This window comes from Wolbachia endosymbiont (group B) of Gerris lacustris (assembly GCF_964028355.1).
Taxonomy (GTDB): Bacteria; Pseudomonadota; Alphaproteobacteria; order Rickettsiales; family Anaplasmataceae; genus Wolbachia.
In genome coordinates this window covers 1,100,274-1,115,196 of record NZ_OZ034761.1, presented here as the reverse complement: position 1 = coordinate 1,115,196, position 14,923 = coordinate 1,100,274, and the positions used below count along the sequence as shown (strand labels likewise).

Annotated in this window: 11 protein-coding genes and 8 pseudogenes; 13 read left to right on the top strand and 6 right to left on the bottom strand. The window is 34.7% G+C overall.

Annotated features, from left to right (window positions below):
- Positions 1-19 precede the first annotated feature (19 nt).
- The 3 genes and pseudogenes from ABWU62_RS05690 to ABWU62_RS05680 form a co-directional block, all read left to right on the top strand.
- Complete coding sequence (locus ABWU62_RS05690; protein ID WP_265022317.1) at positions 20-481, top strand: ankyrin repeat domain-containing protein; 462 nt, start codon at positions 20-22, stop codon at positions 479-481.
- Positions 482-485: 4 nt separating this feature from the next.
- Positions 486-928 (top strand): annotated as a pseudogene (locus ABWU62_RS05685) (DUF2924 domain-containing protein).
- A 3-nt stretch (positions 929-931) separates the two neighbouring features.
- Positions 932-1,927, top strand: a pseudogene (locus ABWU62_RS05680) (recombinase family protein); the annotation flags it as partial.
- A 122-nt stretch (positions 1,928-2,049) separates the two neighbouring features.
- Here ABWU62_RS05680 and ABWU62_RS05675 read toward each other — a convergent pair.
- Positions 2,050-2,496 (bottom strand): annotated as a pseudogene (locus ABWU62_RS05675) (IS5 family transposase); the annotation flags it as partial.
- A gap of 96 nt (positions 2,497-2,592) precedes the next feature.
- Between ABWU62_RS05675 and ABWU62_RS05670 the strand changes: the two are divergent.
- Entirely contained in the window at positions 2,593-2,871 is a 279-nt protein-coding gene (locus ABWU62_RS05670; protein ID WP_353287794.1) for a hypothetical protein, read from the top strand.
- Positions 2,872-3,163: 292 nt separating this feature from the next.
- Here the strand turns inward: ABWU62_RS05670 and ABWU62_RS05665 are convergent.
- Positions 3,164-3,313, bottom strand: a pseudogene (locus tag ABWU62_RS05665) (IS66 family transposase); the annotation flags it as partial.
- Positions 3,314-3,714: 401 nt separating this feature from the next.
- Between ABWU62_RS05665 and ABWU62_RS05660 the strand changes: the two are divergent.
- Entirely contained in the window at positions 3,715-4,284 is a 570-nt protein-coding gene (locus ABWU62_RS05660; protein WP_353287793.1) for a hypothetical protein, read from the top strand.
- Here ABWU62_RS05660 and ABWU62_RS05655 read toward each other — a convergent pair.
- Positions 4,279-5,029 (bottom strand): annotated as a pseudogene (locus ABWU62_RS05655) (IS5 family transposase). The gene ABWU62_RS05660 and the pseudogene ABWU62_RS05655 sit on opposite strands and share 6 nt — an antisense overlap.
- Positions 5,030-5,164: 135 nt before the next feature.
- Positions 5,165-6,124 carry a hypothetical protein gene (locus ABWU62_RS05650; protein ID WP_353287792.1) on the bottom strand — a complete coding sequence of 320 codons (960 nt, stop codon included), beginning with the start codon at positions 6,122-6,124 and terminating at the stop codon, positions 5,165-5,167.
- Positions 6,125-6,419: 295 nt separating this feature from the next.
- Here ABWU62_RS05650 and ABWU62_RS05645 point away from each other — a divergent pair, with 295 nt between their 5' ends.
- A complete protein-coding gene (locus ABWU62_RS05645; RefSeq protein WP_353287791.1) occupies positions 6,420-6,644 on the top strand; it encodes a hypothetical protein in 225 nt (74 codons plus the stop codon).
- 336 nt (positions 6,645-6,980) lie between these two features.
- On the opposite strand, the gene ABWU62_RS05640 is transcribed toward ABWU62_RS05645, so the two are convergent.
- Entirely contained in the window at positions 6,981-7,946 is a 966-nt protein-coding gene (locus ABWU62_RS05640) for an Rpn family recombination-promoting nuclease/putative transposase (RefSeq protein WP_353287790.1), read from the bottom strand.
- Positions 7,947-8,074: 128 nt separating this feature from the next.
- Between ABWU62_RS05640 and ABWU62_RS05635 the strand changes: the two genes are divergently transcribed.
- The 4 genes and pseudogenes from ABWU62_RS05635 to ABWU62_RS05620 form a co-directional block, all read left to right on the top strand.
- Positions 8,075-8,974: a helix-turn-helix domain-containing protein gene (locus ABWU62_RS05635; protein WP_353287789.1), complete on the top strand. Its 900-nt coding sequence runs from the start codon at positions 8,075-8,077 to the stop codon at positions 8,972-8,974.
- A gap of 354 nt (positions 8,975-9,328) precedes the next feature.
- Positions 9,329-9,565 (top strand): hypothetical protein, encoded by a 237-nt coding sequence (locus ABWU62_RS05630; RefSeq protein WP_353287788.1) that lies wholly within the window; start codon positions 9,329-9,331, stop codon positions 9,563-9,565.
- Between the two features lie 53 nt (positions 9,566-9,618).
- Positions 9,619-9,984: pseudogene (locus ABWU62_RS05625) on the top strand (helix-turn-helix domain-containing protein); the annotation flags it as partial.
- A gap of 76 nt (positions 9,985-10,060) precedes the next feature.
- Positions 10,061-10,783: pseudogene (locus ABWU62_RS05620) on the top strand (IS256 family transposase); the annotation flags it as partial.
- 16 nt (positions 10,784-10,799) lie between these two features.
- On the opposite strand, the gene ABWU62_RS05615 reads toward ABWU62_RS05620, so the two are convergent.
- A protein-coding gene (locus tag ABWU62_RS05615; RefSeq protein WP_353287261.1) for an IS630 family transposase occupies positions 10,800-11,805 on the bottom strand; the annotation gives its coding sequence in 2 pieces (ribosomal slippage) (positions 10,800-11,342 and positions 11,344-11,805; 1,005 coding nt in all).
- A gap of 78 nt (positions 11,806-11,883) precedes the next feature.
- Here ABWU62_RS05615 and ABWU62_RS05610 point away from each other — a divergent pair.
- The 3 genes and pseudogenes from ABWU62_RS05610 to ABWU62_RS05600 all read left to right on the top strand — a co-directional run.
- A pseudogene (locus ABWU62_RS05610) lies at positions 11,884-12,399 on the top strand (transposase); the annotation flags it as partial.
- Positions 12,400-12,542: 143 nt separating this feature from the next.
- Positions 12,543-13,538 carry an Rpn family recombination-promoting nuclease/putative transposase gene (locus ABWU62_RS05605; RefSeq protein ID WP_353287787.1) on the top strand — a complete coding sequence of 332 codons (996 nt, stop codon included), beginning with the start codon at positions 12,543-12,545 and terminating at the stop codon, positions 13,536-13,538.
- A 97-nt stretch (positions 13,539-13,635) separates the two neighbouring features.
- On the top strand, positions 13,636-14,868 hold the full coding sequence (locus tag ABWU62_RS05600) for an IS256 family transposase (protein ID WP_353287648.1): 1,233 nt from the start codon (positions 13,636-13,638) through the stop codon (positions 14,866-14,868).
- Positions 14,869-14,923 lie beyond the last annotated feature (55 nt).

Below are 14,923 nucleotides of genomic sequence, written 5' to 3'. Positions count from 1 at the left end.
AGAAAAGGTGAGGTAGATTATGAGTAAAAAAGAAAAAGAGGAGTCACTATTAGAGAACTCAAGTAAAAATATTTATGAAAGAGACGAGAATGGAAGAACAGTTCTACATTATGCAGTAGACGCAAAAACAGTGAGGTTATTAATCGAAAAAGGAGCGAATGTGAATGCAGCAGATGTAGAAGGATACACAGCACTGCACTTAGCGGTAACGGAGAAATATCTAGAAACCGTGAGAGAATTAATAAAATCAGGAGGGAATGTAAATGCGAAAGAATATGAAAATAAATGCACTCCATTGCACCTTGCATGTATGGTGGGGAAAGTAGAAATAGTAAAAGAGTTAGTGGAAGCAGGAGCAGAAATAGAGCAAGAAGATAAGTTCGGAATGATAGCAATGGATTATGCGAAAAATAGTAAAGAGATAACCGAGGTATTAAAGAAAGAAACAGACAGGATTGAAAAGCTATTTATGAGAGGCTAAAAATATGGAGGAAGAAACAGAAAAGAAAGTAATGAATTTAGAGAAAAAAGCGTTGGCAGAACTGAGAAAAATATGGAAGAAGGTATATGAGGAAGAAGCACCTAGATACTCAAAGAAATATCTGATACCAAGATTAGCTTATAGAATACAGGAAAAAGCGTATGGAGAAATGTCAAGAAAGGGGACAAAAAGACTAGAGCATCTGGCAGATCGACTAGAGGAGGGAAAAAGAATAAGTAGCGATAAATTACCAGTAGAAGGGACAGAATTAATACTAGAGAGAGAGGGGAAGAGACGCATGCAGTAATGGTAACAGATAAGGGTTTAATCTACAGAGAAGAATTTTTCACGTCATTGTCAGCAGTAGCCGGAAAAATAATGGGAATGAGTTACAATGGGCCGCTCCTATTTGGTTTGCGTGATCAAAAGAGAAGGGAAAATGTGTAAAGGATAAGATGTGGAATATATACGAGAAAGTCAAATGAAGACGGTCTAGAACAAAAGTTTAACAGTCTTGATGCGCAGCGAGTAGCATGTGAAAAATATATAAAGAGCAAAGAAGGCTGGGTAGCATTGGCCGAAAGGTACGACGATGGAGGTTTCTCAGGAAAGAATTTAGAAAGACCAGCAATAAAGGAGTTGTTTGAAGATGTAAAGGCAGGAGAAGTGGATTGTGTGGTAGTATATACGCTAGACAGGTTATCAAGGGAAACAAAAGACAGCATAGAGGTAACATCATTTTTTAGAAGGCACCGAGTAAATTTTGTAGCAGTAACACAGATATTTGACAATAATACGCCAATGGGAAAGTTCGTGCAAACGGTGTTATCAGGAGCAGCGCAACTAGAAAGAGAAATGATCGTAGAAAGAGTAAAAAACAAAATAGCAACATCAAAAGAGCAAGGATTGTGGATGGGAGGAACTTTGCCGCTAGGGTATGATGTAAAAGATAAAGAATTAATAATAAATGAGAAAGAAGCAAAGATAGTGAAGCATATATTTAAAAGATATTTGGAGCTGAAGTCAATGGCAGAATTGGCAAGGGAGTTAAACAGAGAAGGATACCGAACAAGGTCTGACATCTTTAAAAAGGCAACGGTGAGGAGAATAATAACAAATCCAATATATATGGGAAAGATAAGACATTATGAGAAAGAGTATGAGGGAAAGCATGAGGCGATAATAGAAGAGGAAAAATGGCAAAAAGCACAGGAATTGATAAAGAATCAGCCATATAGAAAGGCGAAATACGAGGAAGCGTTGCTAAAGGGAATAATTAAGTGCAAGGGCTGTGATGTAAACATGACTCTGACATACTCAAAAAAAGAGAATAAAAGGTATCGATATTATGTGTGCAACAATCATTTAAGGGGAAAGAATTGTGAATCAGTAAATCGAACAATAGTTGCTGGAGAAGTGGAAAAAGAAGTGATGAAGAAAGCTGAACCCCACTGTTGTAACAGCCGAAACTACTACAGCTAAAGATGAAAATAGTAATACCAATTCCCGCTATACAAGCAACGAATAGACAATAATGGAAAAAAAGCCATACTGGAGTAAGAGCCTGTTCATAATCTTTTGAGGAGCAAGGCAGTAAAAGCTAGAACGACCATTTGTAGTCTAGTATTGAGTTTACGCTCGCAATTTTTCCATAACCGTCTACACTTTTCCAGCCAAGCAAAAGAACGCTCTACAACCCACCTTTTTGGCAATACAACAAAGGTATGTAATTCACTTCGTTTTATTACTTCAACGGTTGCACCAATAGTCGTTTTTATTTGAGTTGCAAAATTTTCTCCTGTATAACCTGCATCAACTAGTATATTTTGAACTTCGGAAAGATTTTTTCTTGCGTTACAAATCATCTCTACAGCAGCAGTACGATCTCCGATATTAGCTGTAGTAATATAAATTGCATGTGGCAAACCTTGCGTATCTACTGCAATATGACGCTTTATTCCTGAAATTTTCTTGCCGGCATCATAACCTTTTTCTTCAGCAATATAATTGTTCTGCTTGAGAGCGCTTTGTGTAAATTTATTACCTCTCTTTCCCCTTCCACGGTTAAACAACTCTGCAATGCTTCTTATTTGGTTCATTAATAATGAGAGTTGGTATTACCAAGCAAGAATGAGTTTACTTCTGTTGAGGTAGTTCATAGTTCTATTCATATGATACATCCCGATACAGTAGAACAACAAGGAGAAGATCAGCGGACTTTAGAATCTGCAATGGGTAGTAACGATGGTGCGAGACCTAGAAATGAGTTAGTATCTCCAGGGATTAGTAGTGTTCCCAGAGGTCGTGGGCGTGGTATGAGGCCTAGAAGTGAGTTGGAATCTCCAGGAGTTACTAATGTTCCCAGAGGCCGTGGGCGTGGAAATCAATGAGTAAAAGAGGATATTAGGTTAACTCAAAGCAGTGTAGTTACCTCTCTTTATGATAAATATAATTTTATTAGTACTGACGCTTTTAATGACAGTGTTATGACAAATAACGCGAATGATCTGGAGGTAGGCGATTAATTTGGTATCCGTTCAGGCAATAGCGTCAACTTAAGAGCCTTCATTAACAAACTCTCCTAAAGACATGATGGCGTTTAGGCTTATCAACTTTATCGCAGCTATACAATCACTGATATTTTTCCTTAAATTGATGCCATTGTCCGTTCAGGAGAGTGGTTTAAGAAACGATAGATAGAAGATTATGAAAAGGGTTGGGTTGCTTTGTTTCCATATTAAGTATAACGAAATTATCTGTTCAAGTTCCTCGCTGTGATTGTGTAAAATATGAGTTTTTACGATAAACGATATAATGCCTAATTTTCCCTTCAGTATTAGACTTGCTGCGAAGGAGGAGAAATGTTTATATAAAGAAAGATAGAGCAAGTAAAAGTGAGGTAAAATGAACATAATCTAAGGTAATGTTCAAAAAAGTGTGTCAAACCAAAAAGTAGATTGATATAAAGAAAAGTTTGTGTACTATATTTAATAGTCCAATCCATCCCAAGAAAACTTCTTCTCACGGTTATTATTTTAAATTAAACGAGAGTGACCATATTGTTAATTTAATGATAGAAAGTATCAAAGTGTATAACTATTGAAATAATGGTATTAGTCATAAAAGGATAACTTTACTTTATTGATTTTTTCGGCTACCATGCGGATAGTTTAACATAGTGAGTTGATATGTTCGCACAGAGTAAAGAATCCAGTAAATTATATAATAAACACTTGAATCCAGATAGTGAGAGCACTCTAGAAAAGTCAAGTTTTGTTACTAGATACTCTATTCCCATTTTTAGTAAGATAAAAAATGTAAAGGATGATAAAGAGAAAAAAGAAAAGCTCAATCAACTTTTAGATGCATTAAGAAAGAAATTGCCTGTGGGCTTTAAGATCGGAGCTGCTGTGGGTGAAGGGGATTGTTTTTTTGATTCAGTTGCTCAAGGTTTGAATGAATTAAAAGGCAAAGGTCTTATTACAAGTGATGAAGGGTTTAACGTAAAGTCTTTACGGAGAGGCTGCAAGGAATATGCACAGAAAGAATCGAGTGCTCCGCAAAGTTCATGGTTGAATAAGCTTCTAGATAAAGAGAGTGAGAAATTTTATGAATATATACCACGTATTGAATTCACTGTAGAAGATATTAAAAATTCCCGTTCTGATTCAGCGGTAGGAATTCTAAACTTGCAAAATGCTATATGGGGCAGACCTTATATTGAGGGTAAGATATTATGTAATGAGTATAAAGTTAATCTTTACTACATGGAAGTACAAGATGATCTTAGAACCTGTTCATAATCTTTTAAGGAGTAAAACAGCAAAAGCTAGAACAACCATTTGTAAGCTAGTGTTGAGCTTTCGCTCGCAGTTTTTCCACAAACGCCTACACTTTTCCAACCAAGCAAAAGAGCGTTCCACAACCCATCTTTTGGGCAATACGAAAAACCTGTGCAATTTACTTCACCTCAACAGTTGTACCAATAGTATCTTTTATTTGAGTTGCAAAATTTTCTCCAGTGTAGCCAGCATCAACTAGTATATTTTTAACTTCAGAGAGTTTTGCTTTAGCATTTTTAACCATTTTTACAGCACTGCTACGATCAGCTGCTTCTGCCGTTGTTATATGAATTGCGTGTGGGAAACCTTGTGTATCAACTGCGATATGACGCTTTATACCTGAAATCTTTTTACCTGCATCACAGCCTTTACTTTCAGCGGTATCTGTATTTTTAACACTTTGAGCATCAATTATACAGAAACTGGTTTTCTCTTTCCTACAATTGTTCTTTCTAACTAATTTTTTTAAAACACTCTCCGAAATACTTTCTTTATCTTTCCATTTTTTAAAGTAGTCGTAACAACTTCTCCATTTTGGAAACTCTTGTGCTCCACTGGCAACAGCTTTTTAGGACGTACAGCACTCCACAAAATACATCATACAAATCAAGTCTTCTTGGCTTTGTTTTTTTCTACAAGATTCTAGATCTGGTAAAATTATCTTGAATTTTTCACGACTTATGTCACTTGGGTATACACTTCTCATATATCTAACTTATATAAATTATCTCCTACTTTATTCCTTCTTTGATATCATGTACATTTTCTTAAATGTTGTTATATTGGAACAGTTTCCTTAATTTAACTTTTATGGTCAAAAAGAGGAAAATCTCCCCTTACCTTATACTTTACTAATGCACTCCGGTGTTTTCTGCTCTGCTTTCTTTTTGGGTTTCTTAAAAAGTTTTTTCCATAAAGATGGTTTTTTTGCTTCACTATTTATTGGATCTACATTATCAATTTTCATCACAGTTGTTGGCAATAGTCGTACATTTTTTGATTTTGGAGGTTGAGCTTCTTCTAAATCAGAGGAATAACCAGAGGACTGTCCACTATTGTCCCCTTTTTTTGTATCAGTAAACTTTATAGATGAAAAAATATGCTCTAAAATTATACTACGAATGAAGTCATGATCTTTCTGACTTTCCACCTGATTTTTCTCTTCTTGTTGTTTCTCTACCCTTTCGATATACTCTTCTTGTGTTTTGAGCTCAGTATTATCTTTTATTTCCACATTCGATAGATGTTCACTTTTTTTTCTCCTCTTCTCTAGACATTTTTTCAATTCCTCCTGTAACCCTTCATTGTGGTCCTTAGGTTTAGTAAAAGAGGAATTTTTTAATGAACCACTATCAAGAAATTCTTTACTAACAGCGCTATCTTTTTGTAGCTTCCAATTATTCAAACCTTCAGTTGGGAAAGGAGGCGGTGGTGGTACACTCACATCTTGATTTGGAAGAGGCGGAGGAGATGGTATAAATGGTGCACTATTGGGTTCTATTTTAGAGGAAGTAGTGGTTGATGGCATAGATTTTTGTGTCTCTATGAGTTTTTTTCTTTCTTTTTTTTTGCTTGATTGAATATCTTGATAATCATCACTCCAACCAGATTCATTTCCAGAATGTTCGCTTTCACTACTTGAGAATGAAGCACATTTCCTTATATCATTTATTTTTTCATAAAGAGATGCAAGAATATCTTCATCCCTATTCTGCTTCTTTCTCTCCTCTAATTTGCTACCAACTCTTATAGCATATTCTTTTTGTGTTTTGAGCTCAGTATTATCTTCTTTTATTTCCACATTCGATAGATGCTCACTTTTTTTTCTCCTCTTCTCTAGACATTTTTTCAATTCCTCCTGTAACCCTTTACTGTGGTCCTTAGGTTTAGTAAAAGAGGAATTTTTTAATGAACCACTATCAAGAAATTCTTTACTAACAGCGCTATCTTTTTGTAGCTTCCAATTATTCAAACCTTCAGTTGGGAAAGGAGGCGGTGGTGGTACACTCACACCTTGATTTGGAAAAGGTGGAGGAGCTGGTACACTAACTTGTGGTACTTGAAGAGCAGACATCTTTTCCGGTGTTTTTGTGCTAATGTCATTATTAGTAATAGAGTTCAAAGTAGGCAAAGATGGTGTGCTAGTATCATTACCATGTGGTTTCTCTTCAAGAAGATTACACGTATTTTTATTATTTATTGCAGCTGATTTGACAAGGTATACTGTTGAACTTAATGCAATTATTGCAGATACAGAAGCAATTGCCACAAAAAGCAGTGGTATCGTAGTAGCATTCAAAATTGCTAAACTTACAGGGTAAATAAATATTCCAGTTGTAAGTGCAGATGTACATAGCAAGAAAGTGGCAATAGAATACTTTAATGGAGACGAAGCTTTAGAAGTGCTCATTTTTAACCTCATATATTAACAATGCTAATGATAGTATTGTTAGCAGCTTATATCAACTAAAAATTATGTATTGAACTTACAGCACGTAGCTTTGATATAGAAGTTTGAGTAACGTTATGATAGTAATTTATATAATTCTTTGTGCTATTTTTATAGCTATTTTAGACAGTTCATTAGACTCTTAATTAGGGGATATTTCTAACTTAGAGAAGGTTTTCATAAATGTTAAAGTGAATAAGTAGGGATATTATGTTTTTTCTTTGAGTTGTGTAATATCAGCCTGAGGAAGGCCAGTTGTCTGGGAAATAACATCAATAGAAATGCCAGCCTTAAGTAGGTTTTTGGCTACAGCTATTTTAGCTTGTTGTTCACCCTCTTCCCTACCTTTTTCCGCACCAATTTTAATACCTTCCGCTTTACCTTTTTGATGGCCGATTTGGATGCCTTCTTGTCTACCTTTTTCTTGACCAACTTTAAGACCCTCATCAAATTTTTGAGCGAAAGCAGCAATCTCATCCATTATGCGTTTCTTCATTTGTTCATATGCTAGTAACTCTTCTTCTGACCAATTAAACTTATTCATCTCTTCATAAGCTCGTTTTATTATTACGTCACTACCAACTATTTTATCTAGGTCTTCTTCGTTTGTTTCTGCTGCATATCGGAAAAAATAACACCATTTTTCTACTATATTTTCTAGTTGATCTTCTTTTGTCTTTGTAAATTTTGGTAGTTCTATGAATACGAAGTAAAAATCCTTTAAGTCATGTTCAAAGCTATTTTGATCTAAAATGACATGATTAGATTTGTACTCAGCCTTATCTGGAAAAATAATACAATCAGCAACAGCTATGAAGATAATTTCCTTGAGATTATGATAATTATCACCTTGATCAGCTTGACTTGAGTAGGCTTTAGCAGCATAATATTGAGCACGCTTTTCGAAGCCTTTAGTCTTAGTGAACTGCATCTCTATTATGTACCTGGAGCCTTGAGAGTCTTTACAAAGAACATCGACAATACTCTGCTTTTTAGCGGCAATTTCAGGGTCCAAAATGGTAGCTAAGAATTCAACATCGTGAATAGCAGCTAAACCAGTAAAGCCTAAAATATCGTTCAAGAAATGAATGAGGATATCTTTATTCTTTTCAGTGCCAAATATTCTTTTAAAGGCATAATCATTGCGTGCATCAAGAAATTTAGAAAAAGCCATGATAAATTAACCTAAAAAGCATTAATAATTATACACAATTTTGAAGAAATATTCAACTAAAATTCAAACATAGAAGTTTTTGTATATCTTTATTTGATAGTATTAACCTATATAATATCTATTTCTGTATGGCAAAGCATACTACTGTTTCCATAAGGTACCAAATAGCGCAAAAAGTAAGGAGCTGGAGGTTAAAGCGAAAATATACTCTGAAAGACTTAGTAGACAAAACAAGCATAAATTACCACACGTTGCTAAGATACGAGCAAGGAACATGTGGCATTCCAATTGAAAGGCTAAAAGTGATAGCAAATGCATTATCAATTCCTATTAGAAATCTCTTTCCAAGACGAAAAGTACTAAAAGAAGATAGTTGTTTCGACAAAGCCAAGACCCAGGAAATGTATAATTTCATAGAAAAAACAGGAGGACACAAAGCAATTTATGCATTAACCAAATCTATCCGAACTGAGGAAGAAAGTAATATAAAAGCAGCAAGAATAAGAATTGCAAAGAATCTAGTTAAGGCAGAGTTTGATAATGACATTATCTATCGAGCAACGGGCTTATCAACTGAAGAATATGCTGATAAAGAGAGATACGAGCCAAATAGAGGACAAGAGATAAAAAAGTGGAGAATAATCAGAGGCTATACGCAAGAAGAATTAGCAAAAAAGCTAGATGTAGGTCCCTCACAGATACATCACTATGAACAAGGTAACGTTACTCTTTTAAGTGAAAGGTTATGGGAAATAGCAAGAGAATTATTAGTGAATGCTGAAGATCTGATAAAGGAATACAAAGAAAATGATGGTGAAGCAGAAAATGAGTTATTAGGTTTGGTAAGAGAATATAGAAAAATTAATCATCAAGAATCACGAGATGAGCTAAATATATGGGTAGAATTTTTATTGCAAAGAAAGCAAATTTACAAAGAGAAGATTGATAAAATAGAGAAAATGAAAGTTGCAAATAATTTACTTCAGTTAGGTTTTTCTACTGATGTTATTTCTAAAATAATTGATTAACAACAATTTTTTTACATGAAGAACTAATCTTTCAATTAGATAAAAATAAGTATCTATTAGGATTTTAACTTACTCATAAAAAAATAAGTAAAAAAGATTGAAAAATTGATTTGACTTCACTCGAAAGCTATGGCTCTATGCCAATGCTGATAAAAAACAGCAGTAAACATTTAAAAACAATTTGTTATTAACGAGGAGTATATTTTATGAATAATGGTAAAAAACTTACAGAAGAAATAGAGAGAGTATTACAGAGTGGAGGAGGAAGTGCTCTATTTGATCGTGAGATAGTGTCAGTGCTTCTAAGGAGCAGTTCATGACAGAAAGCAAGCACAAGATGTTACTAAAACTTTAATGGATAATTGCCCAGGAATAGGAGAAATTTTGGGACGAGAAATCGATGATCTGAAAATGATAGAAGGAATGACCGAACATGCAGCTGCAGCAATTGAATGTGTTAAAGAAGCTTATAAAAGAGCACTCAGAGAAGGATTAAAGAGAGGCCCAGTAATGGATAGCCAAGAAAAGCTGATAGAGTATGTAAGGGTAAATATAGGCTTTTCAGCATGTAATAGTTTAGACTTAATCTGACAGATTAATAAAGTAAGATAAAAATATAAATAAATTTTAAAGGAGTGTCAGATATGAGTAAAACACAAGAAAAAATACTAAAACCAAAGTTGGGGTTGCTAGAACTTGCAAAGCAATTAGGAAATGTATCACAGGCGTGTAAAGTAATGGGATATTCAAGGGATACATTTTACCGCTTCAAAGAGCTGTATGAAACGGGAGGGGAAAAAGCATTATATGAGATAAACAAAAGCAAACCATTACTTGCCAATAGAGTACCAAAGGATACAGAAGAAGCAGTAGTTAAAATAGCAGTAGAGTTTCCAGCATATGGACAAGAAAGAGCAGCTAATGAGTTAAAGAAAAAAGGAATTCTAATATCTGCTAGCGGGATAAGGTCAATATGGCAAAGAAACGACCTCGAAAATTTTAAAAAGAGATGAAAGGGGAACGTTCAAAAAAGTGTGTCAAACCGAAAAAAAAGTAATAAATTGATATAAAAAATGGAGGTTTGATATGAGTCAAGCAAATAGAACTACTGGTTTGGTAGATTATAAAGAATTAGAAACAAATATCCTGTCATCTATACGAGAAGGAAGACCATTGACAGGAAGAGATGGAGCATTAACACCGTTTATAAAAAGGTTGCTAGAGGCAAGTCTGGAAGGTGAAATAGAAAGCTACATGTCAGCTGAAAGTGAAGAAAATAACCGAAGAAATGGGAGAAACGCAAAAACTTTACGCACGAGTGCAGGCTCATTTGAGCTGCTAACACCAAGAGATAGGGAGGGAAGCTTTGAACCACAAATAGTCAAAAAAAGGCAAACAAGCCTACATCCAGAACTTGAAGCAAAGGTCTTAAGCACATATGCCAGTGGCATGGGATACAGAGATATAGCTTCACATGTTGAGGAAATATATGACCACAAAATATCAGCAGCAGAGATATCTAGTATTACCGATAAACTGCTACCAGTAATCAATGAATGGCGCAGCCGCCCACTGCAATCAGTGTATCCAATAGTATTTATGGATGGCATGTTTTTTAAGGTCAAGGAGGACGGACATTGCATAAGTAAATGTATGTATAATATATTGGGCATAAATCAAAATGGCAGAAAAGAAGTATTAGGTTTTTATTTGGCTGAAAGTGAAGGAGCTAACTTCTGGTTGGGAGTACTAAATGACCTCAAAGAAAGAGGAGTAGAAGATATTCTAATTGCCTGTATTGATGGGCTAATACCAACTCTCATTATTAATGAACCAAATAAGAAGCATTGCAGAGTTGTTTAACCGTGGAAGGGGAAAGAGAGGTAATAAATTTACACAAAGCGCTCTCAAGCAGAACAATTGTATCGTAGATTTTATTGCGCAAAATGTTCTGTTTTATATATAACCAAAACCTCTCAACAGGATTGAGGTCAGGTGAGTATGGTGGTAGGTATATAATTTCGATATTTTTAGGTATCTTTAAACTTTTTGACTTATGCCAACTAGCGCAATCCATCACGAGAAAAGCCTTTCGTATTCCTAAATATTGCGACATCTGTTCAAGGAATATATTTATACAAGCAGTGTTGACGTTTGGTGCAAATAAGCTAAAATTCTCTCCATTTCTGGGATTAACTGCACTATAGAGATAAAAATTTTCCCTACCTAATTTTACCTTAACCTGTGTCCTACTGCCTTTTTTAAACCACCCATGTCCAACTTTTGAATGTGTACCAAACCGTGATTCATCGAAGAAAAATAGCTCTTTTTCAGAATGCATGACAATAGTTTCATTGAGGTTTTTTTTTAAACTCCTCTTGCTTATTTTTATCCTGTCCACTATGAACTGGTCTTGGTGTGATATATGAGAATTTCATTCTTTGCATATTACGATGTATTGTGGATTTGCTGATATTCAAACCAAATCTTTCTTGGATTCTTATTCTCATTTCTCTAATAGTAATATTGGGGTTTTCCTCCATCCACACCTCAATTTGTTCAAGTTGACTTTGGTTCAATATAGTTTTTCTACGGCATTGAGGTGGAGAAAATAATTTTTCTTCTCTTCCAAATTTTATGTGCTTTATCCATGTAGTAATTGCCTTTCTCGAAATGCAACATATTTTTGCTACAGCTGTTATACTGTGCTTTTTTGCTGCAATTACAGCATTTAGTTTTTTTGCAACATACGCATTATTTCTTACTTTCTTCAGCATCTCTTTTGCTGATTCCACCACTTTTTCATCCAATAATTTTGATCTTAATGCCATCTAAACCTCGCTATTTTACTTACTCCAGTATGGCTTTTTTTCCATTATTGTCTATTCGTTGCTTGTATAGCGGGAATTGGTATAAAAAGCTTTCCTACCGCTATAAATAGTGTATTTCCTAAAGCAGAAGTACAGCTATGCATAGTGCATCAGATAAGGAATTCACTGAAGTATGTATCTAGCAAAGATGTAAAAGTTTTCATAAATGATTTGAAAAAAATATATCGTGCTTCAAGTAAAGAGATTGCTGAGAATTATTTGCTTGAGCTGGAAGAAAAATGGAGTGAAAAATATCCCTTGGTTACAAAATCATGGCAAAACAATTGGGAAAATTTGTCTGGTTATTTTAAGTATTCTGGACCAGTTAGGAAGCTGATTTACACCACCAATCCAATTGAGGGATTGCATAGACAAATTAGGAAATTTACTAAAACTAAGGGCTCATTTACTAATACAAATGCCTTGTACAAACAGGTATATTGTGCTATAAAAAAGGTAGAGCAAAAGTGGACTACAGCTTTGCCTAATTGGACATTAACTATGTCTCAGCTTGACATTTTCTTTCCCAACAGACTGAAAATTGAGTTGAACTAAAAATGCAGCTTGACACAGTTTATTTAACACTCCCTTCTAGGGATTTAATGGAATAGATGGATGCTTTTTCATACAACCACTTTTTTATTGAAAAATTACTAATAATACTGTATAATTATTAACGGTTTTTAGGAATTTTTGCTATGGCTTTATCTAAATTTCTCGACCCTAAAAATGATATAGCATTTCGCCGTATCTTTGGTACTGAAAAGAATAAAGATATCCTCATTCACTTTCTAAATGATATTTTGAGCTTTACTGGCAAAAATGCAATACAGGATATAGAATTTTTAAGTACTATTCAAGATCCTGATATTGCATCTAAAAAACAAAGTATTGTTGATGTGCTATGTAGAGATTCAACAGGAGTACAATGGATAATTGAGATGCAGGTCGCTAAAACCAAAGGCTTTGAAAAACGAGCTCAGTACTATGCTGCTAAAGCCTATTCAAGACAAGCTGACAAGGGTGATCAATACCATGATCTTAAGGAAATTATTTTTATTGCTATAGCAGATTGTATACTGTTTCCTGATAAGTCTGAGTATAAATCAAAGCACACTATTCGCGATGAAGATACTAATGAACATGATCTAAAAGATTTTTACTTTGTATTTATTGAATTGCCTAAATTTCCCAAAACTAAAGAAGATCAGCTTTCAAATATAGTTGAGAAGTGGGTATATTTTTTTAAGCACGCTGACGAAACAGGTGAAGAAGAGCTGGAAAGGATAATAGGAAATGACGTAATAATCAAAAAAGCTTATGAAGAGCTAAATAGGTTCAACTGGTCAGAAAAAGAATTTATAGCCTACGAACAAGAGGTCAAGCGTATTCGTGATGAACAAGCTGTTCTTGCTCAAAAACTTGATGATGCCAAAAAAGAAGGAAAGATTGAAGGAAAGATTGAAGGAAAGATTGAAGGAAAGATTGAAGGAAAGATTGAAGGAAAGATTGAAGGAAAGATTGAAGGAAAGATTGAAGGAAAGATTGAAGGAAAGATTGAAGGAAAGATTGAAGGAAAGATTGAAGTTGCAAGGGCGATGTTGACTAATAATGTTGATATTAGCACTATTGTCAAGTGTACAGGTCTTTCTGTCGATGAAGTTCAAGAATTAATTCAAGTTGAGGAAAAATAACCCCTACTATCATCTTTATATTGAGAAGGGAACGTTCAAAAAAGTGTGTCAAACCGAAAAAAAAGTAATAAATTGATATAAAAAATGGAGGTTTGATATGAGTCAAGCAAATAGAACTACTGGTTTGGTAGATTATAAAGAATTAGAAACAAATATCCTGTCATCTATACGAGAAGGAAGACCATTGACAGGAAGAGATGGAGCATTAACACCGTTTATAAAAAGGTTGCTAGAGGCAAGTCTGGAAGGTGAAATAGAAAGCTACATGTCAGCTGAAAGTGAAGAAAATAACCGAAGAAATGGGAGAAACGCAAAAACTTTACGCACGAGTGCAGGCTCATTTGAGCTGCTAACACCAAGAGATAGGGAGGGAAGCTTTGAACCACAAATAGTCAAAAAAAGGCAAACAAGCCTACATCCAGAACTTGAAGCAAAGGTCTTAAGCACATATGCCAGTGGCATGGGATACAGAGATATAGCTTCACATGTTGAGGAAATATATGACCACAAAATATCAGCAGCAGAGATATCTAGTATTACCGATAAACTGCTACCAGTAATCAATGAATGGCGCAGCCGCCCACTGCAATCAGTGTATCCAATAGTATTTATGGATGGCATGTTTTTTAAGGTCAAGGAGGACGGACATTGCATAAGTAAATGTATGTATAATATATTGGGCATAAATCAAAATGGCAGAAAAGAAGTATTAGGTTTTTATTTGGCTGAAAGTGAAGGAGCTAACTTCTGGTTGGGAGTACTAAATGACCTCAAAGAAAGAGGAGTAGAAGATATTCTAATTGCCTGTATTGATGGGCTAAAAAGCTTTCCTACCGCTATAAATAGTGTATTTCCTAAAGCAGAAGTACAGCTATGCATAGTGCATCAGATAAGGAATTCACTGAAGTATGTATCTAGCAAAGATGTAAAAGTTTTCATAAATGATTTGAAAAAAATATATCGTGCTTCAAGTAAAGAGATTGCTGAGAATTATTTGCTTGAGCTGGAAGAAAAATGGAGTGAAAAATATCCCTTGGTTACAAAATCATGGCAAAACAATTGGGAAAATTTGTCTGGTTATTTTAAGTATTCTGGACCAGTTAGGAAGCTGATTTACACCACCAATCCAATTGAGGGATTGCATAGACAAATTAGGAAATTTACTAAAACTAAGGGCTCATTTACTAATACAAATGCCTTGTACAAACAGGTATATTGTGCTATAAAAAAGGTAGAGCAAAAGTGGACTACAGCTTTGCCTAATTGGGCATTAACTATGTCTCAGCTTGACATTTTCTTTCCCAACAGACTGAAAATTGAGTTGAACTAAAAATGCGGCTTGACACAGTTTATTTAACACTCCCATTGAGAAATTTAGTATAAAG

Bases quoted from the DNA above. Each gene is read 5' to 3' on its own strand.
- ABWU62_RS05690 (WP_265022317.1), top strand. From the start codon at position 20: ATGAGTAAAAAAGAAAAAGAGGAGTCACTATTAGAGAACTCAAGTAAA.
- ABWU62_RS05645 (WP_353287791.1), top strand. From the start codon at position 6,420: ATGTCATTATTAGTAATAGAGTTCAAAGTAGGCAAAGATGGTGTGCTA.
- ABWU62_RS05640 (WP_353287790.1), bottom strand. From the start codon at position 7,946: ATGGCTTTTTCTAAATTTCTTGATGCACGCAATGATTATGCCTTTAAA.
- ABWU62_RS05635 (WP_353287789.1), top strand. From the start codon at position 8,075: ATGGCAAAGCATACTACTGTTTCCATAAGGTACCAAATAGCGCAAAAA.
- ABWU62_RS05630 (WP_353287788.1), top strand. From the start codon at position 9,329: ATGGATAATTGCCCAGGAATAGGAGAAATTTTGGGACGAGAAATCGAT.
- ABWU62_RS05605 (WP_353287787.1), top strand. From the start codon at position 12,543: ATGGCTTTATCTAAATTTCTCGACCCTAAAAATGATATAGCATTTCGC.
- ABWU62_RS05600 (WP_353287648.1), top strand. From the start codon at position 13,636: ATGAGTCAAGCAAATAGAACTACTGGTTTGGTAGATTATAAAGAATTA.